28 protein-coding genes and 1 riboswitch are annotated in these 23306 nt (G+C 71.6%); of the genes, 6 read left to right on the top strand and 22 right to left on the bottom strand.

Going from position 1 to position 23306, the window contains the following annotated elements:
• The first annotated feature begins 53 nt into the window (after window positions 1–53).
• Window positions 54–254 carry a DUF5999 family protein gene (locus AB0B98_RS16190; RefSeq protein WP_007460326.1) on the top strand — a complete coding sequence of 67 codons (201 nt, stop codon included), beginning with the start codon at window positions 54–56 and terminating at the stop codon, window positions 252–254.
• A 149-nt stretch (window positions 255–403) separates the two neighbouring features.
• Here AB0B98_RS16190 and gcvP read toward each other — a convergent pair whose 3' ends face one another.
• The 3 genes from gcvP to AB0B98_RS16175 form a co-directional block, all read right to left on the bottom strand.
• The gene (gene gcvP / locus AB0B98_RS16185; RefSeq protein WP_357363358.1) at window positions 404–3226 is read right to left on the bottom strand and encodes an aminomethyl-transferring glycine dehydrogenase; all 2823 of its coding nucleotides are present in this window, start codon (window positions 3224–3226) and stop codon (window positions 404–406) included.
• A gap of 74 nt (window positions 3227–3300) precedes the next feature.
• A riboswitch (glycine riboswitch) is annotated at window positions 3301–3399 on the bottom strand.
• Window positions 3400–3483: 84 nt separating this feature from the next.
• Window positions 3484–4326, bottom strand: coding sequence for an NAD-dependent protein deacetylase (locus AB0B98_RS16180; RefSeq protein WP_357363356.1), 843 nt, complete (start codon window positions 4324–4326; stop codon window positions 3484–3486).
• Between the two features lie 100 nt (window positions 4327–4426).
• Window positions 4427–5494, bottom strand: a complete 1068-nt coding sequence (locus AB0B98_RS16175) for a MerR family transcriptional regulator (RefSeq protein WP_357363354.1) — start codon at window positions 5492–5494, stop codon at window positions 4427–4429.
• Between the two features lie 100 nt (window positions 5495–5594).
• Here AB0B98_RS16175 and AB0B98_RS16170 point away from each other — a divergent pair, with 100 nt between their 5' ends.
• Window positions 5595–6251: an NAD(P)-binding oxidoreductase gene (locus AB0B98_RS16170; RefSeq protein WP_238669787.1), complete on the top strand. Its 657-nt coding sequence runs from the start codon at window positions 5595–5597 to the stop codon at window positions 6249–6251.
• Between the two features lie 22 nt (window positions 6252–6273).
• On the opposite strand, the gene AB0B98_RS16165 is transcribed toward AB0B98_RS16170, so the two are convergent.
• The 16 genes from AB0B98_RS16165 to AB0B98_RS16090 form a co-directional block, all read right to left on the bottom strand.
• Entirely contained in the window at window positions 6274–7236 is a 963-nt protein-coding gene (locus tag AB0B98_RS16165) for a methyltransferase domain-containing protein (RefSeq protein WP_357363351.1), read from the bottom strand.
• 116 nt (window positions 7237–7352) lie between these two features.
• Window positions 7353–8048, bottom strand: a complete 696-nt coding sequence (locus AB0B98_RS16160) for a cell division protein DivIVA (RefSeq protein ID WP_357363349.1) — start codon at window positions 8046–8048, stop codon at window positions 7353–7355.
• 52 nt (window positions 8049–8100) lie between these two features.
• Window positions 8101–9282, bottom strand: a complete 1182-nt coding sequence (locus AB0B98_RS16155) for a globin domain-containing protein (RefSeq protein WP_357363347.1) — start codon at window positions 9280–9282, stop codon at window positions 8101–8103.
• Between the two features lie 2 nt (window positions 9283–9284).
• Window positions 9285–9683, bottom strand: a complete 399-nt coding sequence (locus AB0B98_RS16150) for a group 1 truncated hemoglobin (protein ID WP_091397976.1) — start codon at window positions 9681–9683, stop codon at window positions 9285–9287.
• Between the two features lie 257 nt (window positions 9684–9940).
• Window positions 9941–10537 carry a MerR family transcriptional regulator gene (locus AB0B98_RS16145; RefSeq protein WP_196923083.1) on the bottom strand — a complete coding sequence of 199 codons (597 nt, stop codon included), beginning with the start codon at window positions 10535–10537 and terminating at the stop codon, window positions 9941–9943.
• Window positions 10538–10697: 160 nt separating this feature from the next.
• Complete coding sequence (locus AB0B98_RS16140) at window positions 10698–11162, bottom strand: bifunctional nuclease family protein (RefSeq protein WP_030327706.1); 465 nt, start codon at window positions 11160–11162, stop codon at window positions 10698–10700.
• Window positions 11163–11347: 185 nt separating this feature from the next.
• The gene (locus AB0B98_RS16135) at window positions 11348–12049 is read right to left on the bottom strand and encodes a MerR family transcriptional regulator (protein WP_238669783.1); all 702 of its coding nucleotides are present in this window, start codon (window positions 12047–12049) and stop codon (window positions 11348–11350) included.
• 50 nt (window positions 12050–12099) lie between these two features.
• A complete protein-coding gene (locus AB0B98_RS16130; RefSeq protein ID WP_007071101.1) occupies window positions 12100–12552 on the bottom strand; it encodes an FHA domain-containing protein in 453 nt (150 codons plus the stop codon).
• A 214-nt stretch (window positions 12553–12766) separates the two neighbouring features.
• Window positions 12767–13147, bottom strand: coding sequence for a glycine cleavage system protein GcvH (gcvH, locus tag AB0B98_RS16125; RefSeq protein ID WP_091397961.1), 381 nt, complete (start codon window positions 13145–13147; stop codon window positions 12767–12769).
• A 60-nt stretch (window positions 13148–13207) separates the two neighbouring features.
• Complete coding sequence (locus AB0B98_RS16120; protein WP_357363345.1) at window positions 13208–14239, bottom strand: DUF881 domain-containing protein; 1032 nt, start codon at window positions 14237–14239, stop codon at window positions 13208–13210.
• Window positions 14240–14250: 11 nt separating this feature from the next.
• Window positions 14251–14583, bottom strand: a complete 333-nt coding sequence (locus tag AB0B98_RS16115) for a small basic family protein (protein WP_030327710.1) — start codon at window positions 14581–14583, stop codon at window positions 14251–14253.
• Window positions 14580–15524 carry a DUF881 domain-containing protein gene (locus tag AB0B98_RS16110; RefSeq protein ID WP_357363343.1) on the bottom strand — a complete coding sequence of 315 codons (945 nt, stop codon included), beginning with the start codon at window positions 15522–15524 and terminating at the stop codon, window positions 14580–14582. Before AB0B98_RS16110 ends, AB0B98_RS16115 begins: the two co-directional genes overlap by 4 nt.
• Entirely contained in the window at window positions 15521–16153 is a 633-nt protein-coding gene (locus AB0B98_RS16105) for a CDP-alcohol phosphatidyltransferase family protein (protein WP_238669780.1), read from the bottom strand. Before AB0B98_RS16105 ends, AB0B98_RS16110 begins: the two co-directional genes overlap by 4 nt.
• 292 nt (window positions 16154–16445) lie before the next feature.
• Entirely contained in the window at window positions 16446–16907 is a 462-nt protein-coding gene (locus AB0B98_RS16100) for a MarR family transcriptional regulator (RefSeq protein ID WP_357363650.1), read from the bottom strand.
• 56 nt (window positions 16908–16963) lie between these two features.
• The gene (locus AB0B98_RS16095; protein WP_357282299.1) at window positions 16964–18136 is read right to left on the bottom strand and encodes a PP2C family protein-serine/threonine phosphatase; all 1173 of its coding nucleotides are present in this window, start codon (window positions 18134–18136) and stop codon (window positions 16964–16966) included.
• A gap of 71 nt (window positions 18137–18207) precedes the next feature.
• Window positions 18208–18954: an SAM-dependent methyltransferase gene (locus tag AB0B98_RS16090; protein ID WP_357363341.1), complete on the bottom strand. Its 747-nt coding sequence runs from the start codon at window positions 18952–18954 to the stop codon at window positions 18208–18210.
• Between the two features lie 111 nt (window positions 18955–19065).
• On the opposite strand from AB0B98_RS16090, the gene AB0B98_RS16085 reads away from it, so the two are divergent.
• The 3 genes from AB0B98_RS16085 to AB0B98_RS16075 all read left to right on the top strand — a co-directional run bounded on the left by AB0B98_RS16085 (window position 19066) and on the right by AB0B98_RS16075 (window position 20732).
• Window positions 19066–19947: a universal stress protein gene (locus tag AB0B98_RS16085; protein WP_357363339.1), complete on the top strand. Its 882-nt coding sequence runs from the start codon at window positions 19066–19068 to the stop codon at window positions 19945–19947.
• 99 nt (window positions 19948–20046) lie between these two features.
• The gene (locus tag AB0B98_RS16080; RefSeq protein ID WP_088948250.1) at window positions 20047–20259 is read left to right on the top strand and encodes a phosphatidylethanolamine-binding protein; all 213 of its coding nucleotides are present in this window, start codon (window positions 20047–20049) and stop codon (window positions 20257–20259) included.
• Complete coding sequence (locus AB0B98_RS16075; RefSeq protein ID WP_238669775.1) at window positions 20256–20732, top strand: hypothetical protein; 477 nt, start codon at window positions 20256–20258, stop codon at window positions 20730–20732. Before AB0B98_RS16080 ends, AB0B98_RS16075 begins: the two co-directional genes overlap by 4 nt.
• An 8-nt stretch (window positions 20733–20740) precedes the next feature.
• On the opposite strand, the gene AB0B98_RS16070 is transcribed toward AB0B98_RS16075, so the two are convergent.
• Complete coding sequence (locus tag AB0B98_RS16070; RefSeq protein WP_357363337.1) at window positions 20741–20944, bottom strand: hypothetical protein; 204 nt, start codon at window positions 20942–20944, stop codon at window positions 20741–20743.
• A 133-nt stretch (window positions 20945–21077) separates the two neighbouring features.
• On the opposite strand from AB0B98_RS16070, the gene AB0B98_RS16065 reads away from it, so the two are divergent.
• The gene (locus AB0B98_RS16065) at window positions 21078–21728 is read left to right on the top strand and encodes a hypothetical protein (protein WP_357363335.1); all 651 of its coding nucleotides are present in this window, start codon (window positions 21078–21080) and stop codon (window positions 21726–21728) included.
• Between the two features lie 5 nt (window positions 21729–21733).
• Here the strand turns inward: AB0B98_RS16065 and AB0B98_RS16060 are convergent, their stop codons facing one another.
• Window positions 21734–21919 (bottom strand): hypothetical protein, encoded by a 186-nt coding sequence (locus tag AB0B98_RS16060; protein WP_238669772.1) that lies wholly within the window; start codon window positions 21917–21919, stop codon window positions 21734–21736.
• Window positions 21920–21992: 73 nt separating this feature from the next.
• Entirely contained in the window at window positions 21993–23270 is a 1278-nt protein-coding gene (locus AB0B98_RS16055; protein WP_238669771.1) for a hemolysin family protein, read from the bottom strand.
• Window positions 23271–23306 lie beyond the last annotated feature (36 nt).

Here is a 23306-nt window from a genome sequence, read left to right as displayed (position 1 = left end):
CGTCACTGGTCATGTGAACCATGACACAGTGCCCCCACAGTCCGGAGAACCCGATGTGCCAGCACCAACCGACCTGCCCCTCCGCTGAAGCCACCGACCGGGAAGCCGCGCGGGTCCTCGCCTGCTTCCGTGAGCAGGGCTGGAGCCTGCTCTGCAACGGTGTCATCGTCTTCGAGGACACCGGCGAGCTGCTTCCCGACGGCAGCAGCATCGCACCGCACCGCGGCCCCGCCCGCCATGCTCTCGTGGCCTAATCGACCACTCAGCGTCACCGTTTAGCCGCCGTCGACCCAGGCTAGTCCCCCGGTAAGGGACGTCCCCGCCCAGGTCGCAGCGGCTGCCGGGGCAGGCCGTACCGCCCGCCCCGGCGCGCCGTCGTCAGTCTCGACCGGCTGCGGCGTCGTCAGTCCTCGAACGCCTCCGGCGACGGGCACGAGCAGACCAGGTTCCGGTCGCCGTACGCGCCGTCGATGCGCCGCACCGGCGGCCAGTACTTCCCGGCCCGGTCCACCCCGGCCGGGTACGCGCCCACCGACCGCGGGTACGCGTGCGACCACTCGTCGCCGCTGACCATCGCCGCGGTGTGCGGCGCGTTCGCCAGGGGGTTGTCCCCCGCCGGCCACGCCCCGGAACCCACCTGCTCGATCTCCGCGCGGATCGCGATCATCGCGTCGCAGAACCGGTCCAGCTCGGCCAGGTCCTCGCTCTCGGTCGGCTCCACCATCAGCGTCCCCGCCACCGGGAACGACATCGTGGGCGCGTGGAAGCCGTAGTCGATCAGCCGCTTCGCCACGTCGTCGACGCTCACCCCGGTCGCCTTCGTCAACGGCCGCAGGTCGAGGATGCACTCGTGGGCCACCAGGCCCTTGTTGCCGGCGTACAGCACGCCGAAGTGCCCCCGCAGCCGCGCCGCCACGTAGTTCGCCGCGAGGACCGCCACACCGGTGGCCCGGGTCAGCCCCTCGGCGCCCATCATCCGCAGGTACGCCCACGGGATCGGCAGGATCCCCGCCGACCCGTACTTCGCCGCCGAGATCGCCGGCGTGGCGTCCACGTGCGCGCCCAGCGGGTCACCGGGCAGGAACGGCGCCAGGTGCGCGCGCACCGCCACCGGGCCCACCCCGGGGCCACCGCCGCCGTGCGGGATGCAGAACGTCTTGTGCAGGTTCAGGTGCGACACGTCGGCGCCGAACTTGCCGGGCTTGGCGAACCCGACCAGGGCGTTGAGGTTCGCCCCGTCGACGTACACCTGCCCACCGGCGTCGTGGACCTTCGCGCACAGCGACGCGATGCCCGTCTCGTACACACCGTGCGTGGACGGGTACGTCACCATGATCGCGGCGAGCGCGTCGCGGTGCTTGTCGATCTTCGCGTCCAGGTCCACGAGGTCGACGTTGCCGTTGTCGTCGCAGGCCACCACGACGACCCGCATGCCGGCCATCACCGCCGACGCGGCGTTCGTGCCGTGCGCCGACGACGGGATCAGGCACACGTCGCGGTGCGTCTCACCCCGCGACGCGTGGTACGAGCGGATGGCGAGCAACCCGGCCAGCTCGCCCTGCGAACCGGCGTTGGGCTGCACGCTCACCGCGTCGTAGCCGGTCACCTCGGCCAGCCACGACTCCAGCTGACCGATCATCTCCCGGTACCCGACGGTCTGCGCGTCCGGCGCGAACGGGTGGATGTTCGCGAACTCCGCCCAGCTGACGGGCTCCATCTCGGTGGTCGCGTTCAGCTTCATCGTGCACGACCCGAGCGGGATCATGCCCCGGTCCAGGGCGTAGTCGAAGTCCGACAGCCGCCGCAGGTAGCGCAGCATCGCCGTCTCCGAGTGGTGACTGCGGAACACCGGGTGGGTCAGGAAGTCCGAGGTCCGGGTCAGGTCGACCGGCAGGGCCGCGTCCACGCCGCCGTCGAACGCGGGCACCCCGAACGCCGCCCACACCTGCGTCAGGTGCGCGTTGGTGGTGGTCTCGTCGCAGGACACCCCCACCCGGTCGGCGTCGACCAGCCGCAGGTTGACACCGCGGTCCGCGGCGGCGGCCACCACCTCGGCGGCAGCGCCCGGCACCGTCGCGGTGACGGTGTCGAAGAACGCGACGTCCGCGACGTCCACCCCACCGGCGCGCAGACCGGCCGCGAGGCGCGCCGCCATCGCATGGGTACGCGTAGCGATGTCGCGCAGCCCGTCCGGGCCGTGGTAGACGGCGTACATGCCGGCCATCACCGCGAGGAGCACCTGCGCGGTGCAGATGTTGCTGGTCGCCTTCTCCCGCCGGATGTGCTGCTCACGGGTCTGCAACGCCAACCGGTAGGCCGGGTTGCCGTCCGCGTCGCGCGACACCCCGACCAGGCGCCCGGGCAGCATCCGCTCCAGGCCCGAGCGCACCGCCAGGTAACCGGCGTGCGGCCCACCGAAGCCCATCGGTACGCCGAAACGCTGGGTGGTGCCGGCGGCGATGTCCGCGCCGATCTCCCCCGGTGCGCGCAACAGCGTCAACGCCAGCAGGTCCGCCGCGACGGTGACGAGGGCGCCGGCGGCGTGCGCGGCCTGCACGAGGCCGGCGTGGTCGCGTACCGCCCCGGACGCCCCCGGGTACTGCAGGTGCAGGCCGAAGAACTCCGCCGGCAACTCGTCGCGTTGCACGTCGAGGACCCGCACGTCGATGCCGAGCGGCACCGCCCGGCTGGTGATCACCGCGATGGTCTGCGGCAGGGCGTCGGCGTCGACGACGTACACGCCGCTCTTGCTCTTGGAGGCCCGCCGCGCCAGGGTCATCGCCTCCGCCGCCGCGGTGCCCTCGTCGAGCATGGAGGCGTTCGCGGTGGCCAACCCGGTCAGGTCGGTGACCATGGTCTGGAAGTTGAGCAGCGCCTCGAGGCGGCCCTGGCTGATCTCCGGCTGGTACGGCGTGTACGCCGTGTACCAGGCCGGGTCTTCGAGGACGTTGCGGCGGATCACCGCCGGGGTGTGCGTGCCGTGGTACCCCAACCCGATCATGGAGACGGCGACGGTGTTACGCGCCGCGAGGGCCCGCAGCTCGGCGATCGTCTCGGCCTCGGTGGCCGGGTCGGGCAGGTCGAGGGTGCCGTGCCAGCGGATCACCTCGGGGATCGCGGCGTCCATCAGCTCGTCGATGGAGCCATGCCCGACGACCTCCAGCATCCGACGCTCATCGTCGGGACCGGGACCGATGTGACGGGTGGCGAACTGCTCTACGGTCATAGGGGGCACTCCCGGGGCGAGGTCGACGTGTCGGCCTCCCCCTCTGTCGCACCCACGCAGGGCACTCCACAGTGCCTGCCCACGAGGTCCTTTTGCCTGAGAGGTTCCGGGGAGGATTTGCCCCTTCGGCGCCGCCCTGCGTGCTGTCGGGCGGTCTCTCCCACGTGGGTGTTACCGGCGTGGTCAACGCTACCAGCGTTGGTGTTTCCGGCGGATGTCCTACCCCCGGGCCGGGCGCCCACCCGGGCTGCGACCCGTCACACCCCCAGCGGCGCCCCGGCGCCGACCCGCCCGGCCAACTGCGGCAGCACCGCGCCCAGCGGCGCGTCGACGCACACTGTGGCGTACCCGTCACCACGCGTCGGCCCCTGGTTGACGATCGCGACCGGGATGCCCCGTTTCGCGGCCCGAATCACGAACCGGCGCCCCGACATCACCGTCAACGACGACCCGAGCACCAGCAACGACCGGGCCTGCTCCACGGCCGCGAAACACCGCGCCACCCGCTGCGGCGGCACCGTCTCACCGAAGAACACCACGTCCGGTTTCAGCATCCCGGTGCCGCAGATCCCGCAGTCCACCGGCCGGAACGCGGCCACCTGCTCATCAGGGAGATCAACATCACCGTCCGGGTTGACCGCGGCGACGCGGGCCACGAACTCCGGGTTGGCCTCGCGTAACCGCCGGTGAAGCTCCTCCCGGGAGGTCAGGTTGCCGCAGCCCAGGCACGTCACCTCGTCGAGGCGGCCGTGCAACTCGATCACCGACGGGCTGCCGGCCGCACCGTGCAGACCGTCGACGTTCTGGGTGATCACGGTGTCGACCAGCCCGGCGAGTTGCAGCCCGGCCACCGCCCGGTGCCCGGCGTTGGGCGCCGCGCCCGCGATCAACCGCCAACCCAGGTGGCTCCGCGCCCAGTAACGCCGCCGGGCCAGGGGATCGCCGGTGAACGCCTGGAAGGTCATCGGCGTGTGCCGCCGCGCCACCCCGCTGGGCCCCCGGTAGTCCGGAATTCCCGACTCGGTGGACAGGCCGGCGCCGCTGAGCACCACCACCCCGCCACCGGCCACCAGCGAGGTCAACGCGTCGAAACTCTCCATCACCTCTCCATGCTGCCTCAACCCGTTCACCAACGCCGAGCCCCGCGCCGGGCGGGTGGGCGGCCCCACCCGGCGCGGGGCTCGGCGGCGCAGGCGACCGCTACACCGCGACGACGTCGGCGACGACGCAGGCGATGTTGTCCGGCGCCCCCTCGGCCCGCGCCAACCCGATCAGGCCCCGCACCGTGTCCTCGGGATCGTCAGTCGCGGCCAACGCCGACCCCAGCTCGGCCCGGTCGACGACGGCGGACAGCCCGTCGGAGCACAACAGATACCGGTCACCCGGCAACGCGGTACGCAGCGCCAGATCCGCCTCGACCTGCCGGCCGCCACCGAGGGCGCGCACCAGCACCGCGCGCTGCGGATGCGCCGCGGCCTGGTCCCGGTCGAGCCGGCCCTGATCAACCTGGGCCTGCACCCAGGTGTGATCCTGCGTGAGCAGCGACAGCTCACCGCCGCGCAGCAGGTAGGCCCGGGTGTCACCGACGTGCGCCAGCGCCAGCCGGGAACCGCTGAGCAGCAACGCGGTCAGTGTGGTGACCGGCTGGTCGGTGTCGGTGGCCAACTCGTGCACGGCGCTGTCGGCGTCGCTCACCGCACCGGCCAGCAACGTCAGCAGGTCGGCGGCCGGCACGTCGGCGGACGCCAACGGCTTCAGGGCGTCGACGGCGGCGGCGCTGGCGGCCGCCCCGCCGGGCCCCCGCATACCGTCGGCCACGGCGAGCAACCGCCCGCTGGCGTACGCGGTGTCCTCGTTGCTGTCGCGCACCAGCCCGCTGTCACAACCGGCGGCGCAGCGGACGGCAACTGTGGGACTCGGGTCAGACATGGTGGTGCCCCCTTCAGACAGGTGGTCCACGAGGAGGGTCGCCAGCCGGGCGCGCGCCGCGGTGTCGGCGCTGACCTGCCGCCAGTACGCGGTGACCGCCTCAGCCGCCGCCGCCGGCTCCAGCCCGCACACCACCCGGATCGTCGCCAACGGCATACCGAGCCGACGCAACTGGGCGACCAGCCGAGCCACCGGCAGCTGACCCGGGTCGTAGAGCCGGTAACCGGACTCCGGATCGACAGCGGCCGGCACCAGCAGCCCCACCTGGTCGTACAGGCGCAACGCCTTAGGTGTCAGCATCGCCGCCCGCGCGAACGCCCCGATGGTCATCAGCCCCACGTCGGCATCCTCCTCGCACCGGTCACGGCGACCGGTAACCACCAGGCTCAGGGTTACCCGAAGGTCAAGGTCAAGCCGGTGACGCCGGTAGGTTGGGCGCATGCGCGTCGTCATCGCCGGAGGCCACGGCAAGATCGCCCTACTGTTGCAACGCCACCTCGTCGGGCGCGGCGACACCGCCGTCGGCCTCATCCGCAACCCCGAGCAGACCGCGACGCTACGCGCCGCCGGCGCCACCCCCGTCGTCTGCGACCTGGAACACACAGCACTCGAACAGGTTGCCGAGCACCTGCACGGGGCCGACGCGGTCGTCTTCGCCGCTGGTGCGGGCCCCGGCAGCGGCGCCGCCCGCAAGGACACCGTCGACCGGGCCGCCGCCGCGCTGCTCGCCGACGCCGCCACCCGCGCCGGCGTCCACCGCTACCTGCTCGTCTCCTCCATGGGGGTGGACACACCACCCGCTCCCGGCACCGACGACGTGTGGGCGGCGTACCTGCGCGCCAAACGCGCCGCCGAGGACGACCTGCGCCGCCGCGACCTGGCCTGGACGGTGCTGCGACCCGGCCAGCTCACCGACGACCCACCCACCGGGCGGGTCACTCTCACCCCCCACGCCGGCCGTGGCGCGATCAGCCGCACCGACGTCGCGCACGTCCTCGCCGCGCTGCTCGACGAACCGCGCACCACCGGCGCGACACTGGAACTCGTCGACGGGCCCACCCCGATCGCCGAGGCCGTCCGCGCCGCCGCCAGCTGACCGACCCGGCGGGGGGTCGCCCTCAGCCGCCCGGGCGGTGCGCGGCGACCAACACCGGCCCGCCGGGCACCGTCGGAAAACGCCGAACGTCACCCAACCCGGCCCCCGCCAGCACCTCCGCCATCCGGTCGGCGTCGAACGCGTTGCCACCGTTGCGCACGGCGTTCCACCTGTCCACGGCCGCCCGCAACGGGTCCCCGGCCGGCGGATTGGTGCCGGCCACCAGCCAGCCACCGGGCCGCAGCGCCTGCACCAGCCGCGGCAACGCCACCGTCAACGTCTGCTGGGGAAGGAACGGCGCCGGCAGCCACACCAGGTCGTACCCGCCCGGCTCGGCCACCTCCGCCACGTCCTGACGGCGCAGACTGATCCGATCCGCGACATCGCCCGCCTCGGCCAGCTCCCCGCCGGCCAGGTCCAACGCCCGTTGCAGCACGTCGATGCCCACCACCGACACCCGGGGCAACGCGCGCGCCAGGGCAACAGCCAACGCCGCCACACCGGTGCCCACGTCCAGCACCCGGGCGTCCGCCGAGTCCAGACGCTCCGCCAGCCCCGCCAGCTCGGGCACCACCCGGTTCGCCAACGCCCGGCCGGTCGCCGCCGACGCCCGACCCTGATGCAGCAACACCTCGTCGTCCACCTGCGCCCAGCCGGCCCCACCACCGCGGGAAGGCTCCTGCGCCGCCGCGGCGACCGCCTGCCGCAGCGAACTCAACCGCGCCTGCACGGCGCTGCGCCCGGTCTGCCCGTCGGCAGCCACCAGCGACGGGTGCGCGACCGGCGTCGCGCCGTCCCAGGAGAGCAGACCGGCGGCCTCCAGCACCGCGCTGCGGTGCGGTGCCGCCGCGAGAACCTCGGCGAGCGGAGCCGACAGGGCGTCACTCATGGTGCCGACAGCGGCCGCCAGCGCCCACGCCGACGCCTCCAACGCCGCGAGGGGGTCCGGTGACCCGCCGGTCGGGGACGGTGGTGATACCGACACGGTGGCGCCTCTCCCAGGGGCGGGGCGCGGATCAGCCCCGCCTGGCCCCTCCGACTATGCCACCGCCGCCGTCGCGCCGAGCGGGGTCCACGTCAGCGAACCCCCACCCGCCACGATCAACGCTGCTGGTGCCGCGGCAACGCCGACTGACCCACCACGCCACCAGTGAACGGCGCACCCGGGGTCTCCGCCGCGATCCGATCCATCGTGCGCGCCAACTGCTCACTGCCGTCGTCGAGATGCCGCGCCGCCGCCTGCATGTGCGACACCATCATCTCGCCGAAGATCCGCAACGCCTCCCGGGTCGCCACCGTGTCGTCGAAGCTCGGCCCCGCCGCGCTGCGGTACTCCGCCACCGCCCGCTCCGCCTCCTGCTTCGCCTCCGCCTCCGCCGCGTGCAGGTAACTCTCGTACTGCACCCGGGCGTACTCGGCGACCCGACGCGCGTAGTCATGCGCCTGCGCGATGATCTGCTCGGCCTCCCGCTGCGCCGCCGACAGCAGATTCACCTCCCGCGCCGCCGGGACCTTCGCCGCCGCCCCCGTACTCGGAATCACCCCGTGCCGGTGCAACTCCACCCGGTCGTTCAGCCGCTCGTTCTCCGCCCGCAACGTCGCGATCTGCGTCGCCAACAGGTCCAACTCGTCAGCGACCTGCACCCGGAACCGGTCCACGTCAGCGTTGTCGTAACCACGCCGAGCGAACGACGCCGCGCCGAACTCCCACCGTCGAACCCGATCGGCGGTCATCCGCACCTGCACACCACCGGAAACCTGCACCCCGTCATACCGACTGATCGGCGTCGCACTCACCTGTGCAGACCTCCGTTCGCGACCGCCGGGCTCGCAAGCTCACTCGTCGCGCTCACCTGTGCCCACCTCCCGAAGTGTCACCCGCAGCCGACTGCTGCACCGCCGTCCGCCACGCCGGCCCGTACCACTGCGCGCCCAGGCCCTCGTGGTGCACCTGACCCGCGTGGTAACCCGCCTGCACCAACGTCCGCACCGCGTACGACACCATCTCGTCCGACCCACACACGAACACATGCCGGGACCGCCAGTCACCGTCGGCCAACGCCCGGTCCACCGCCTGCACGAACTCCCCCGGCCGGTGCACGTCCGCACCGACCACGTACGTCACCGTCAACCACGAATACGACGACGCCAACTTGTCGATCGCGTCGCTGTCGTAGAACTCGCTGCGGGACCGGGCCCCCACGTACAGGTCCACCCGCCGACGGGAACCCTCCGCGGCCACCTGCTCCACCAACGCCTTCACCGGCGCCCAGCCGGTACCCGACACCAACAGCAACAGGTCACTGGAGCCCGCCGACCGCAACCCCAGCCGATCCCCCACCGGCGCCGCCAGATGGATCCGATCCCCCACCGCCGACCCGTACACCAGCCGCGACGACACCGCGCCACCCGGCGCGGCCCGCACATGCAACTCCAACGTGCCGTCCGCCCGCGGCGCGTTCGCCGGTGAGTAGTACCGCCACGACCGCACCGACGGGTGCGACACACCAATCGACTGCCCCGGCGTGAACGGCAACAGATACTGCGGACGCACCGTCAACACCGCCACGTCGAACGCCCGCCGCTCATGCGCCACGATCTCCGCCACCCACCACGGCGGATTGACCGCCTCAGCGGCCTGCGCGGCCTCCATCATCACCTGGGCGACCAACCCGTACGCGGCCGTCCAGTCCGCAGCCAACTCGTCGGTCCACTGCTCGGCGAGGAAATGCTGCAACGTCGCGACGAGGGCCTCACCGACCGCCGGATAGTGCTCCGCGCGGACCGCGAACTTGCGGTGATCCGCGCCGAGATCCTGCAGGAAACCCACCAGCCGGTCCACCTGGTCCACGTTGGACACAATGTGACCCAACGCCGTCACGAGACGGTCCCGCTGACCGGCCATGTTCGTGGGGAACATCTGCCGCGTCTCGGGATGAGCGAGGAACAACGTCGAGTAGAAGTAGAGCGGCACCTGGTCGCCGTGACCGGCGACCACCGACCAGCTCTGCTTGAGGCGAGCCGCGTCCACGCTCAGGCGCCCGACCTGTTCCCGGCAGCCACCACCTGGCCCTGCACCTGCCCCAGCACCGTCTGCACATCGGCGAGGATGTCCGCCGGCACCCCCAGCTCGGTCAGCGTCACCGTCAGGTGCTCGCCCACCTTCGCGTAGTGCCCCACCGTGATGTTCAACGGCTGGTGCGCCTCGGCCAACCCGCGACCCGTGTACTCGTTCGGGCCACCCAGCACCACAGTCAACATCAACGCCAGATGCCGCCGCTGACCCGCCATGTCCACGTCAGCGAAATAGCCCGCCAACTCCGGGTCCGCGAGCACCTTGTCGTAGAACAGCTCAACCGCTGCCTTGACCGAACTGGCACCGCCAATACGGTCGTAGTGCGAGGCGGGAGCAGTCTCTTCCGTAACCGTCACGGTTGTTCCTTCCGGGGATGAAGGGTTCAGAACCGTGAGGGACCATAGCGTGTCGACCGCCTCCGGTCAGCGCCCCCTTATCGGATACCCGACAACACGCCGACACGTTGCGTCACTACTACCGTTGGGTATCTCCACAATGGGCCACCAGCACGACACCCACCGTATCCACAGTGGACCGCCATGACCTGAACACCCCTGCAACCGTCACCGACGGTCGCGAGAAAACCACCGAAAAAAACCGGAAAACCGAACGGTCAGCCGGCGCGCCGCCGCGCCCGCCGCGCCGCCAACTCGTCACCCACCGGATCCGAGCCCGACGCCACCGCCGGCTCCACGGGACCGCTCGTCGCCGGCTCCGCCGGCAGATGCGACAACGACCCCTGGATCTCCTTGAAAGCCCCACCGATCGCGATGCCGAAGACCCCCTGGCCACCCTGCAACAGGTCGACCACCTCCTCCGGAGACCGGCACTCGTACACCGTCGTCCCATCAGAGATGAGCGTGATCCCCGCCAGATCCTCCACACCACGCGACCGCAACGCCTCGATCGCCTTACGGATGTTCTGCAGGGACACCCCCGCATCCAACAACCGCTTCACGACCTTCAGCACCACCAGGTCCCGGAACGAATACAACCGCTGCGTCCCCGAACCCGAGGCGTCACGAACGCTCGGCACCACCAGCGTCGTCCGCGCCCAGTAATCCAACTGCCGGTAACTGATGCCCACCGCGTGGCAGGCCGTCACACCCCGGTAGCCAACCGAACCGTCACCCTCAGCCGCCACACCTGGCGACGAGGCACCCGACTCGTCGAACTCTGCACCCGGATCGGAATCCCGCGGCTCGTGCATCCGGACAACCTCCCCGTCAGTGTGGCGACGCATCGTTTCCTCCGACGCGCACCCCTCGACATGGAAACCCTATCGCCACCGTCAGGGGTTACCACGGAGGAACCGACGCGACACGCCGAGCAGCCACCGAGAAAGATCACCAACCGAGCCCAGGCACACCTCAGCCCGCGAAATCCTCCGGACGCACCTGCTCCAGGAACTCGCGGAACTTCTCCACCTCGTCCTCCTGCTCATCAGGGATAACGATCCCCGCCTCGCTGAGGACCTGCTCTGCACAACGAATCGGCGCACCAACCCGCAACGCCAACGCGATCGAATCGCTCGGCCGCGCCGACACCCGCACCCCATCGCCGATCAACAGGTCCGCGTAGAAGACGTTTTCCTTCAGCTCGGTGATCTCCACCGCCTGCAAGGGCGCCTTCAACGCCGCCAACACGTCCCGCAGAAGATCATGCGTCAACGGCCGGGCCGGCTTGACCCCCTGCTGCTCATAAGCGATAGCCGTGGCCTCGACCGCGCCGATCCAGATCGGCAGATAGCGGTCCCCCTCGACCTCCCTGAGCAGGACGATCGGCTGGTTGCTGGGCAGCTCCACCCGAACTCCGACCACGCTCAGCTCGCGCACCGCCGCCTCCGTGTCGTTGTCACCTACGCCGCACCGCGCCCTTCCCTGCACCGTACACGGACCGCAACACGGCCGTCCCACGCGCTACAGCACCACGCCCGCGCCGAAAAGGGGTTACCCCGGCAAGCCTACGGCACGCTTCCCGGAAGAGATCTTTCCGCTCAGCCGCCACCCACCGGGCACCCTCACCGACCCAACGTCGACCGCAGCCCCACCCGCACCAACGCGGCGTGCAACTGCTCCGACAACGCCACCAACTCCCGCGCCGTCTCCGCCGCCCGCGCCCGCGCCGCCGGATCACTCTGCCGCGCCAACGGCGCCACCAACTGCGCGAACAAACCGACCTCCCGGTCCGCCGCCGTCCGATAACCCCGCAGGTGCCGCGGCTCCAACCCGTACGCCGCCAACCCCGCCACCGCCGACGCGATGATCAGCGCATCCGCGTCATACCAACCCGGCGGATCCGACACCAGCACACCGAGCCGCTCCAACTCCACCAACGTCGACTCGTCGATCCCACTGCGCGCCACCAGATCCGACCGGCCGAGCCGCACCTGCGACGACTCGGCCGGCTCCGCCAACTCACGACCCGGCACCGCACCATCAGGACCAACCGCCACCAACGCCGGCCGCGACCGCCCCGGCTGCTCACCGGACGAATCCCACTGGGCCAACTGCTCCCGGATCACCCGCAACGGCAGGTACTTGTCCCGCTGCGCGGTCAACACGAACCGCAACCGCGCCACATCGTCCCAGCTGTACTTCCGGTAACCCGCCGCCGTCCGCTGCGGCTCGACCAAACCCTCGGCCTCAAGAAACCGCAGCTTCGAAATCGTGGTATCCGGAAAATCCACCCGCAACTGCCCAAGCACCTCACCGATGCTCATCAGCGGCTCAGACCGAGCCGCCCCGGGTGACATGGAGGCCGCAGGCTCGTTCACCCCCGGCCGGCCTCCTCCTCCGGGCGCGGACCGGCGATGAACACCACCCGGAACTTACCGATCTGGACCTCGTCACCATTACTCAACGTGGCCGCCTCAACCCGCTCACGATTGACGTACGTGCCATTCAGGCTGCCCACGTCCCGCACCGTGAACGTCCCACCATCACGGTGGAACTCCGCGTGCCGACGCGACACCGTCACGTCATCCAGGAAGATGTCACTGTCCGGGTGCCGGCCACTGGTCGTCACATCGTGGTCCAACAAGAACCGGGCACCCGCATTCGGACCTCGACGAACCACCAGCAGCGCCATACCCGGCGGCAACGAACCGGACATCCGGCTCGGCACCACATCGGTATCCGGCCCCTCCAGCACTTCGTCGAGCGAACCGAGATTGAGCGTCGAAGTGACGTCGAGTGGGGGGAACTCGTCGTCTGGCCGCGTCATGGGACCACCTCACGGATCTGTTCGGTCGGCGTCGGGTAATGGCGGGTCTGGCCGCCGGGCACTTGAACACCCGGCGGCTGGCTCCCCGTGCCCGGGAAGGCAATTCCGCAACGCTCAACTATTGGGTTCTCGGTCGACTGGGCGAGCCTAGCCAGCGCCGAAATGCAGGGCAACCGGACGCGCGCAGACATCCCACGCACCGGATCAAGCACACTCAGCCTTCGGTGATCTTCTGATACGCGGCCGCCGTCAGCAACCCATCCGTCGCAGTCGGATCATTCGGCGTGATCTCCACCAACCAACCCTCACCGTACGGATCAGTGTTGATCAGCTCAGGCGTGTCAGCCAACGCGTCGTTGCGCGCCGCCACCGTACCGGCCACCGGCGCGTAGATCTCCGACACACTCTTGGTCGACTCGATCTCACCCAACGAGTCACCGGCCGCGACCACCGCACCCGCCTCGGGCAACTGCACGTACACGATGTCACCGAGCGCGTCCTGCGCGAAGTGGGTGATGCCGACCCGGACCGAAGCCGTGCCGTCACCCGCCACCCACTCATGTTCGGCGGTGTATCGCAGATCCTCGGGAATCACCAGACGCGTCCTTCATCCATCGGTGCCCCGGACCACCCGGGTCCGGCGCGGCCGCGCCGGTCAGGAGACCGGACGGGCGTGTTCCAACTTGATCGGCACGTGCAGCGCCGAAACCTCGGCAACCTCACGCTCCCCAAACGTCACGTTACCGCCGTCACCCCGGACCGACGCCACCACCCCACCAGGAATGTTCAACGCCGTACGCATCGTCGCCGGATCACCGATCACCGTGATCGTGTACGGCCCCGACAACCGGCGCCCCTCCACCATCAACGACCCGTTGTCCCCATCGAGGAAGTACGTCGACGCGATGATCCGCACCGTCGCCCGATCCCCACCGGAGATCTGCAGCGCCTCAGCGCCCGCACCACGCAACTCCTGCACCGCGTCCAACACCCGGTTCGCCGAGATCGGCTTCAGCCCCGAGTCGAACTGCACAGTCAACCCCGGACCCACCGCCGGCAACGTCCCCGCCAGGATGCCCAACTCGTCCGCCCGCCGCGTCGCCTCATCCAACGCCGCCTGACGACCCTGCTCACCCGACTGCAACTGCCGCTGACTGTCCTCCAGAGCCCTGATGTCCTGCTGCAGACGGTTCTCCCGCGCATCCAGATCCGACAGGATCCGAACCAGGTCCTCCTGCCGGGTGGCACCCAGCGTCGGGTCCGTCGACGTCGTCTTCAACTGCACGACCAACGTGAAACCCAGCAGCGCCAACAACGCGGCGATCATCACCCCGGCCGCACTCCACCGGGACCGACCAGCCACCACCGGCTCCGCCGACTCGCCCACCGGCTCCGCCGACCCGTCGGAACCCGCGGCCGGCTGCTCACCATCCGCGACCGGCCGCTCCCCCGACCGCGACATCGCGCTCAGATCCACCGTCGCACCATCGTCGACCGGCTCCACGCCCGGCTCGGCCGCGGGCTCGCCATCGGCCGGCTCCACCGGCCCCTGCGGCGCCAACGGGCTCAACTCATCCGGATCCGGCGCATCAGGCCGCGGATCCGGCTCACCCGCCGGCCCACCCGGCCGCACCGGACCCGCCGGCTGCGGCCACCCGGTCCCCGTGTCGGTCTGCTCGTCACTCATCGCAACCCAACCTACGCCCGGAACAGGTGCCGACGGATCGCCGCCACGTTGCCGAAGATACGCACACCCAACACAACGACCACACCGGTGGACAACTGCCCACCCACCCCCAACTGGTCACCCAGATACACGATCAGACCAGCCACCAGCACGTTCGAAATGAACGACACCACGAACTGCTTGTCGTCGAAGATGCGGTCCAACCGGGCCCGCACCCCACCGAACACCGCGTCCAACGCGGCCACCACCGCGATCGGCAGATACGGCTGCAACGCCGCCGGCACCGTGGGATCAAGCCACACGCCCAGCACCACACCGGCGAGCAACGCCAGCACCGCGATCATCGGCCACCTCCGGAGGGGCTAACAGTCATCGCCGGACCAGACGACCCGGGACTGCCGGACCGGACACCCGACGCGGAAGGGCTCGGACTGACCGACGGCTTGGCGTAGCGTAGCTGCGGCTCCGGCGCCGCCGGCAGGGTGAGGTCATCCGCCTCCCGCACACCGAACGACAACCCCGTCCCCTGCGCGACCTTCCGCATCAGCGCCGCGTTCCGGCTCTCCTCGAACTTGCGCCGCATCGAACCCGGCCCGATCGCCGACACCTCGTACGGCCCGGTCACCGGCCGGAAATCCACCAGCATCGCCTCACCCGCCGACCGGATCGTCGACGTCGCCGTCAACCGCTGCCCGTTGATGGCGATCGCCTCCGCCCCAGCACTCCACAACGCGTTCGCCACACCCTGCAGGTCGCTGTAGAGCACCCGCGGCGGCCCAGCGCCGGCACCGGTGACCGCGTCCGCCTTGTCCGGCGCATCCGCCAACCGCACCACGACACCATCACCGCGCACCCGACCCAGCCCGGTGCTCGCCTCCAGGTTGCGCAACCGGGCGGCGGCCGACCCGCTCAACGCCGCGTCCCGCTGCCGACTGACCTCCTCGCGCAGCTGGTCCGCCCGCGTGGACAACCGGTCGGTCTGGCTCTCCCGCTCCTTGATCTGCGCCACCAGACCCGAACGGGCCTGGCTCCGCCCCGGCTCGTCCGCCATCGTCTGCCGGTACGCGACAGCGAACAGGAAACCGAGCATCACCACCACGACCAGGCTCACCGACCGCGCCGGCAAGGCCCGCCAACCGCGCGCCGGAGCGGTCCCCGCCGAGCGCCGACGCGCGGCAGCGGCGTCCGCGTACCCCGGATCCAGCGGGTTGCGGAACAACTCGGTGAGGAAATCCGGCGCGTACACCCGGTCCTGGCCGGGTTTTCCCAACCGCGGCGCGCTCACGCTGCCGCTCCCGGACCGCGCGCCGCACGCACCAACCGGGCCGCCTGCACGACGTACATCCCGCCGGCCACCCAGTAGAGCACCAGCCCCCACCAGGCCAACGCCCAACCGATGGCGCTCGCCGCCGTGGCCACGTCGGTCGCCGCGCTGGCCAACAGCAGTACCGGGAACGCCGCGAGCAGCAGGAACGTGGCGGTCTTGCCCACGTAGTGCACCGGCGGCGGCCCGTACCCGTAGCGGCGCAGCACGGCCAGCGAGGCCAGCAGGAGCACCTCACGGGCCAGCAGCGCCGCGGTGAACTGCCACGGCACCACCTCCCGCGCGGTGAAGGCGACCAGGGTGGCGAGGATGTAGAGCCGGTCGGCGAGCGGGTCGAGCAGCTCGCCCAGGCGGCTGACCTGGTGCAGGCGGCGGGCGATCCAGCCGTCGACCCAGTCGGTGGTGCCGCCGATGGCCAACACCACCACCGCAGCGACGTCGGCCCGCGCCACCAGGAACAGGTAGAGGAAGAGCGGCACGCCCAGCAGCCGCCCGAAGCTGATCAGGTTGGGCACTGTGAGGACCTGGTTGCCGGGAGTCTCGGCACCGGTGTCCCGCGGTTGCTCTGCCCGAGCCGGCCGACGCGACACCGATCCTCCTCCACGGCACGCGGGCCCCCGCCGACGCCGGGCGCGGCTGAGGGTCGTACGCGCTGTCGGGCCGACCAGCGCCGGCTCTCCCCTGCGGCCCCGGTCGGGGCCCCTTCCCCTGATGCGGCCCGCGATCTCGATGATCGCGGGCCGGGTAGGTGCGCTGCCACTATATCGGGCTCCCTCTCCCTGGCCGGGCGCCGCCGCGTGCAGTCGGTGCGGCTGTGCCGCACTGTGGCGTGGATCACTACGCGTAAATCGTCCTAGGATACTAGTGAAAGGGGGACGGCGTTCAGGCCGTCTGCACGGCGGGATCGGTCTGCTGCTCAGGCGTCGACGTCGCCGCCTGAGCGAACCCGGCCAGCGCCAGCAACAGCTCGTGCTGCATCCGCGCCGGCATCCGGTCCAACACCGCCTGCACCGCGCGCTGCCGCCGCTCGGCCAACTCCCCCAACAGGGTCAACGCCGCAGCGGTCGGCACCAACCGCACCTCACGCCGGTCACGCGGGTCGGCCACCCGACGCAACAGCCCGGTCGCCTCCAGCCGGTCGCACAGGCGGCTCGCCGACGAGGGCACCACGTCCAGCAACTCCGCCAACCCGTTGACGTTGGTCTCCGGACGACCAGTGATCAGCGTGAGCACTCTCAGCTGGGTGGGCGGCACCTGATGCCGGGCCGCGGCCGACTCCAGCACGGCGATCAGCGTCCCGGCGGCCGCGTCGATCGCCGCGGCGAGATCCGCAGGTCGCTCCACCTGATGTCCCCTGCCGTCGTCGCGCTGGTGCCCGCCCGGCAACGCGGCGGCGAATCTCACCCCGTGCCCCGTTCGCGCGGACCGCGCCAGTCCAGACAGACCACGACGGCGTCGTCGCGCAGATCGGAATCCGCGTGATAGGCGTGCAGTTCGCGCATCACCGTACCAACCGCCTCGGCTGGTGGCTGCAGCCGCGTGGCGCGCAGGGAGCGAGCCATCACCCGCTGCCCGTACGGCTCCTGACCCGGCGGCTCGGCGGCCCACACCCCGTCACTGACCACGAAGAGCCGGTCACCCGGTTCGAGTTGCACCTCCTGAAGCTCGTAGCGGGTCTCGGCGAACATGCCCAGCGGCAGTTGCTGATCCAGCTTCACCGGCTCGACAGTGGACCCCCGCATCCGCAACAGATGGGGGGAGCCCGCGTCGACAGCCCGCACCCGGCCGAGGCGAGTGTCCACCTCCAGCAGCAGGGTGGCCACGTACCGGGCGCCCCGGTGTTGGTAGAAGACCGTGTCCGAGGCCAGCTCGGCCTGTTCCACCAGGCCGCCACCGGAGCGACGCGCGTTGCGCATCGCGTTGACGGTGACGGCGGTCAACAGGGACGCCGCAAGCCCACTGCCCTCGCCGTTGAGCACCGTCACTGTGAGACGGTCGCCGTCCAACGACCAGTCGAAGTGGTCGCCGCCGACGGTGTACGCCGGTTCGAGCTGGCCGGCCAGCTCGAACGCGTGGTGGGACACGCCACGACCGGGCAGCAGGTCCCACTGCATCTCGGCGGCCATCGTCAGTCGCTCCCGCCGGCGGGCCCGCCGGTAACGGTCGGTCTCCCGGTCCGCCGCGCGCATCGCAACGGCCAGGGCGCCCGCGATGTCCGTGGCCCGACCGGTGACCGTCGCGTTCGGAACCGTCGGCAACTCGATCAGCAGCACACCCAACCGCTCCCCCCACACAGTCAACGGCAGGTAGAGCCGGCAGGGGCCTTCACCGTCGCGTACCGGCTGCTGGCTGCTGAAGCAGCGCTGCGCCATGGTGTGACAGGCCAGGAAGCCGCCCGCCGGCAGGTCCGGGTCCAGCACCGGCCAGAGGCCGCTGATCCGGTAGTCGGCGACGAAGACGTCGGTGCGTAGCGCGCCCATCGAGGACCGGATCGCCCGGTCCGCCGCCTCCGCCAACTGGTCGGGGGGAGCCTCGCGCAACGCGCGCGACACCACGTCCGGCGCGTCTACCATCGTCGTCCTCCCCAGAAGCTTGCTACAGGGCAAGCATCATACGGACGCCACCGGACGGAGGATCGGCGCGGTCAGTCACCCGCGCGGGTCGCGAGCACACCGTGGAACGCGTCGGGCACCGGTGCCGGCGTGCCTTCCGGCCGCCACTCGGCGACCGGGACGATCCCGTCCGTCGTCGGCGCCCACCGACCCAACAGGGGCGCGAACGCCGCCGGTGGACGCATCCGGAACTGCGGCCCCATCATGGCCAGCGCCTGCGGGTGGCCGGCCAGCTCCTCGGTGTCGAAGTCCACCGCGAGCAGGCTACCCGGGGCCGCGGCAGCGTACAGCTCGTCGAGGGTGCGGGTCAGCGTGGCGTCGTCGAGGAACGCGGCCAGGCCGAGGAAGACCACCCCGACCGGTCGCCGGCCCCAGCCCGGCACGAAACGGTGCAGCTGCGCCGGGTCGACGGTGCCGATGTCCGTCGCGTCGCCGAAGCCGTAGCCGGCCCGGTCGCTGCCGGCGAGGATGCTCTGGCCCAGTCGGATGGTGACCGGGTCGACGTCGGTGTAGAGCACAGTCGCGTCGGTGGCGACCTCGTGCACGTTGCCCATCGTCGGCACCCCGGCGCCGAACACCAGGAACCCGTCCACGCCCTGGGCGGCCATTTCCCGCACTGTCCGGCCCAGGAACGCCCGCAGCTCGCGGAACACCGGCGCGCACGGCCCGTACGCCTGCTCGAAGGCATTCGCGGCGGCCACGTCCACGGGGAAGTGATGCTGCCCGCCGAGCCAAAAGTCGATCATGCGAGCGGTGCTCGCCTGGTCCGGTTCACCCATCGGCGGCGCTCCCTCCCCGGTCGTCGCCAGCGTACCGACCGGGACGCGCTCAGCGGTATCGCGGCGCGAGGGCGCCCCGGCCCGCGATACTGCCGCGAGCGGAGGTGGGCGGTGAACTCGGCGAACAACGCGGCGGTGGTGGTCGGCGTCGACGGCTCGGAGTCGGCGCTGCGCGCCGTGCGTCTCGCCGCGACCGAGGCGGCACGCCGGCACCGACCGCTGCGGGTCGTGCACGGCTTCATCTGGCCGCTGCTGCACGTACCGGTCTCCCCCGCCCCGGACGCGCCGCCCGGTGGTGGGCTGCGCCACCGGGCCGAGGAACTCGTCGAGGCCGCGGTGCGCGAGGCCGAGGCGACAGTGCCCGGGTTGTCGATCTCCGGCGAGATCATCGACGGTGAGGCCGCCGCGGTGCTGGTGGGCGAGTCCCCCACCGCCGCGCTCATCGTGCTCGGCGATCGCGGGTTGGGTGGGTTCTCCGCGCTGCTCGTCGGCTCGGTCGCGGTGCAGGTCGCCGCGTACGCCGACTGCCCGGTGCTGGTCGCGCGCGGCGCGCAACGACCCGACGAGCCGGTCCTGGTCGCTGTGGACGGCTCGGACGCCTCCCGCCGGGCGGCGGACTTCGCCGCCGAGACCGCCGTGTCGCTCGGCGTGCCGCTGGTGGCGGTGCACGCCTACCGACACCCCGGCAGCAGCGGTCCGGGCGACATGCAACCCCTGGTCTACGACGAGGCGACGCTGCGCGGCGAGCAGGAGCGGATGCTCGCCGGGTGGCTGACCGGGCTCACCGAGGACCACAGGGGTCTGCGGTTGACCTGCCAGGTGGTGCACGGCCGACCCGGCACCGTGCTCGCCGAGGCGTCCCGCTCCGCCCAACTGGCGGTCGTCGGTGGGCGCGGGCGCGGCGAGGTGACCGGGTTGCTGCTGGGGTCGGTGAGTCAGTCGATGCTGCACCACGCGCAGTGCCCGGTGGTCGTGGTCCGCGCGCCCCGGTAGCGCCCCGGGGTTGGTCCGCCACCAGACGGGTAGACGGCCGCGGTACGCCCAGCGGACGGTGGGCAGCACCAGGTGCCCAGACCGACGAAGGAGGCAGAGATGCCAGGACCACGGCCGGGCAGTAACGCGTACGACAAGCAGCGCGCGCGGTTGCGCAACGCGATCGACGACTCGGGGCGTCGGGTACCCGACGGCAAGGCCAACCAGGTCGCGAACCGGATCCTCCAGGAGGATCGCGGTCAACGGGGCGTGGTGCGCGGTGAGCGGACGTACGGCCCGAAGAGCGAGCGCGAACCGGGCGACCCGAAGTGAGGACTGTCGACGTGGCCGACGGCGCGATCGCGGGCGCCGTCGGCAGCACAGCGCTGAACGTGGTCAGCTACCTCGACATGGCGCTACGGGGACGGCCGGAGAGCGACGTCCCCGAGGAGACAGTCGACCGGCTGGCCGGGATCGCGCACGTGGACCTGGGGAACGGGGCCCGGGCGGCCAACCGCCGCTCGGGCCTCGGGCCGTTGATCGGTTACGGGCTGGGCGTCGCCGCGGGCGTCGGGTTCGCGCTCTACGCCGGTGGTCGACGTCAGCCGTTGCCGGTGGCCACCGGTCTGCTCGGCGCGGGCGTGATGACAATGACCGACGGGTCGATCACGGTGCTCGGGATCAGCGACCCGCGTACGTGGCGGCGCTCCGACTGGATCTCCGACATCATCCCGCACCTCGCGTACGGACTGGCGGCCGCCGCCACCTGGAACAGGTTGCGGCGGCCGCCAGCCCGCGGTCGCTAGCCCCTCGGTCAGCGGGTGTCGCTGTCGTCCTCGGCCACCGGCTCACCGGCCGGGCCGTACGGCGACACCTGCCCCTTGGGCACCGGTCGACCCTGGTCGCCGCGCGACGTGCCACGGTTGCCCGGATGCCCGCCCGGGGCGGGGCCCTTGTTGTCCTGGCTGGTCGCGCCCAGCGCGTTGCGGCGCAACTCCGGCTGCTGCGGGTTCGTCACGGGGTGTCTCCCTCCGGTACGGCAGGCGGCATCGACCGCCTCCACGGTCGGCATACCCGCCTGCCCCGGTGGCATTCCGGCAGCGGTCGGCGGTGCGACGGCTAGCGGGTCATCAAGTGGGTAACCCGACGGCGTGGGCAATGATCGAAGTGTGGTGCGGGTGCTGCTCGACCGGCGTGGCCGCACGTACGCGGAGGAGGCCGGCATCCGGCTCTCCGACCGGCCGGGGCCGCTGTACCAGCTGCTGGTGCTGGCCACGCTGCTGAGCACCCGGATCCGCGCGTGCGTGGCGGTGGACGCCGCGCGGGAGCTGTTCGCCGCGGGGTACCGCACCCCGCAGGCCATGGAGGCGGCCAGGTGGCAGGAGCGTGTCGACGCGCTGGGCCGGGGCCACTACCGCCGGTACGACGAGCGGACGGCCACCATGCTCGGTACCGGCGCCCGGCTGTGCCTGGACCGTTGGCACGGCGACCTGCGACGCCTGCACCGGGAGGCCCAGGGCGACCCGGCCGGGCTGCGGCGGCGGCTCACCGAGTTCCCCGGCATCGGCCCCACCGGCGCTGACATCTACCTGCGCGAGGCACAGACGGTCTGGTCGGACGTGCGCCCGTACGCCGACCGTCGGGCCCTGGCCGGGGCGAAGCGGCTGGGCCTGCCTGGGACCCCGGACCGCCTCGCCGGCCTCGTCGACGAACCGGACTTCGGCCGGCTCGCATCAGCGCTGGTACGGGTGGCGCTGGGTGAGGAGTCCGCCGGTGAGGTCGCCCGCGTCGCCGCCCGCTGAGGCGCTTACTTGACCGTCTTGTCCCCCGGGCGGGTCAGGTGCCACACGAGCAGCGCGGCGAGCAACGCCAGGACCACCACCCCGCCGGAGATGCCACTGCCCTCCTCGGGGCTGCGGCCGGCGCTGCCGAAATAGATCACCGCGAGGCCGGCCAGCACCGTGACGAACGTACGTAACCCTCGGTCCTTCACGTCTGGCACCGTAGGCGGCCCGCGTTCCCCGCCTCGCCGATTTGGGCCTTTCGTCAGCCTTCTGGGTGAATGCTCAGCGCTCGGTGACGAACCCGCAGAGCCGCACCCGGCGCACCGCCCGGTCGGCGACCTCCACCACCTGCAGGGTCAGCCCGGGCAGCCGCACCGTCTCACCCGCGGAGTCCGGCAGGTGCCGCAGTCGGGCCAGCACCAGACCAGCCACCGTCGTGTAGTCCCGGGACAACGGAAAGCTCAGCCGCACCCCCAGATCCGGCAGGTCGTGCAGCGGGAAGTCGCCGGGCACCAGCAGCGACCCGTCCGGTTCCCGGACGACCCCGCGCACGTCCCGGTCGGTCTCGTCGTACAACTCGCCGACCACCTCGGCCAGCAGGTCCTCCATGGTGACCATGCCGTCGATGCCCCCGTGCTCATCGACCACCAGGGCCAGCTGCTGATGCTCCTGCCGCAGCTGACGCATCGCGTCGGCGACCGGCAGGGTCACCGGCAGCAGCAGCGGCGCCCGGACCCGGTCACCCACCGGGGCGGTGCCGGCCCGCACCAGGTCGCGGATGTGCACCACCCCGAGCACCTCGTCCAGGCCGCCGGGGCCGGTGACGGGAGCGCGGGACCGCCCGGCGGCGGCGAGCCGCCGGACCCCCTCGTCGGCGGCCAGATCGGCCGGCAGCGTGGTGACCTCCCGCCGGGCCACCAGGATCTCCCGCAGCGTCCGGCCGGCGATGTCGAACGCGCCGGTCAGGATCTCCCGCTGCTGAGCCGACAGGCCGCGCTGGCTGGCCAGCATCTCCCGCAGCTCCTCCTCGGTCATCTCCTCCCGGTTGGCCCGGGGGTCACCGCCGGCGAGCCGCACGACCGCGTCGGTGGCCCGGCTGAGCAGCCACACCGCCGGCCGGGACACCCGAGCCAGCAGATCCAACGGGCCGGCGCTCAGCAGCGCCCAACGCTCGGCCCGCTGCATGGCCAGCCGCTTCGGGGCCAGCTCCCCGAGCACCAGCGTGACGAACGTCAGCAGCACTGTCACCAGCAGCACCGCGGCGGGGCGCGCCGCCCCGCCGAGGAAACCCAACGGACCAACCAGCGGAGAGGCCAACGACACCGCTGCCGCCGCCGAGGCCAGGAACCCCGCCAGGGTGATGCCGAGCTGAATCGTGGCCAGGTAGCGGTTCGGGTCGCGAGACAGCCGCACCAACCGGTCGCCGGCACTGCTGCGCCGGCCCAGCCGCCGCAACTGCCCCTCCCGCAGGGTCACCAGCGCCATCTCGCTGCCGGAGAGCGCGGCGTTGACCAGCACCAGCACGGCCACCAACGCCAACTGCCCGAGCTGACCGCCCATCGCGTACCCCCGTCCGCCGCCTGAGGTCACTCAACC

This window comes from Micromonospora sp. NPDC048947 (assembly GCF_040649495.1).
Classification (GTDB): domain Bacteria; phylum Actinomycetota; class Actinomycetes; order Mycobacteriales; family Micromonosporaceae; genus Micromonospora; species Micromonospora alfalfae.
The sequence above is the reverse complement of the archived record's forward strand: the minus strand, read 5'-3'. Positions and strand labels throughout refer to the sequence as shown.

What these genes read in the sequence shown, in the direction of transcription:
- AB0B98_RS16190 (WP_007460326.1), top strand. Translation starts at nt 54, where the DNA reads ATGTGCCAGCACCAACCGACCTGCCCCTCCGCTGAAGCCACCGACCGG.
- gcvP (WP_357363358.1), bottom strand. Translation starts at nt 3,226, where the DNA reads ATGACCGTAGAGCAGTTCGCCACCCGTCACATCGGTCCCGGTCCCGAC.
- AB0B98_RS16180 (WP_357363356.1), bottom strand. Translation starts at nt 4,326, where the DNA reads ATGGAGAGTTTCGACGCGTTGACCTCGCTGGTGGCCGGTGGCGGGGTG.
- AB0B98_RS16170 (WP_238669787.1), top strand. Translation starts at nt 5,595, where the DNA reads ATGCGCGTCGTCATCGCCGGAGGCCACGGCAAGATCGCCCTACTGTTG.
- AB0B98_RS16145 (WP_196923083.1), bottom strand. Translation starts at nt 10,537, where the DNA reads ATGCACGAGCCGCGGGATTCCGATCCGGGTGCAGAGTTCGACGAGTCG.
- AB0B98_RS16135 (WP_238669783.1), bottom strand. Translation starts at nt 12,049, where the DNA reads ATGAGCATCGGTGAGGTGCTTGGGCAGTTGCGGGTGGATTTTCCGGAT.
- AB0B98_RS16130 (WP_007071101.1), bottom strand. Translation starts at nt 12,552, where the DNA reads ATGACGCGGCCAGACGACGAGTTCCCCCCACTCGACGTCACTTCGACG.
- AB0B98_RS16120 (WP_357363345.1), bottom strand. Translation starts at nt 14,239, where the DNA reads ATGAGTGACGAGCAGACCGACACGGGGACCGGGTGGCCGCAGCCGGCG.
- AB0B98_RS16115 (WP_030327710.1), bottom strand. Translation starts at nt 14,583, where the DNA reads ATGATCGCGGTGCTGGCGTTGCTCGCCGGTGTGGTGCTGGGCGTGTGG.
- AB0B98_RS16095 (WP_357282299.1), bottom strand. Translation starts at nt 18,136, where the DNA reads ATGGTAGACGCGCCGGACGTGGTGTCGCGCGCGTTGCGCGAGGCTCCC.
- AB0B98_RS16090 (WP_357363341.1), bottom strand. Translation starts at nt 18,954, where the DNA reads ATGGGTGAACCGGACCAGGCGAGCACCGCTCGCATGATCGACTTTTGG.
- AB0B98_RS16080 (WP_088948250.1), top strand. Translation starts at nt 20,047, where the DNA reads ATGCCAGGACCACGGCCGGGCAGTAACGCGTACGACAAGCAGCGCGCG.
- AB0B98_RS16055 (WP_238669771.1), bottom strand. Translation starts at nt 23,270, where the DNA reads ATGGGCGGTCAGCTCGGGCAGTTGGCGTTGGTGGCCGTGCTGGTGCTG.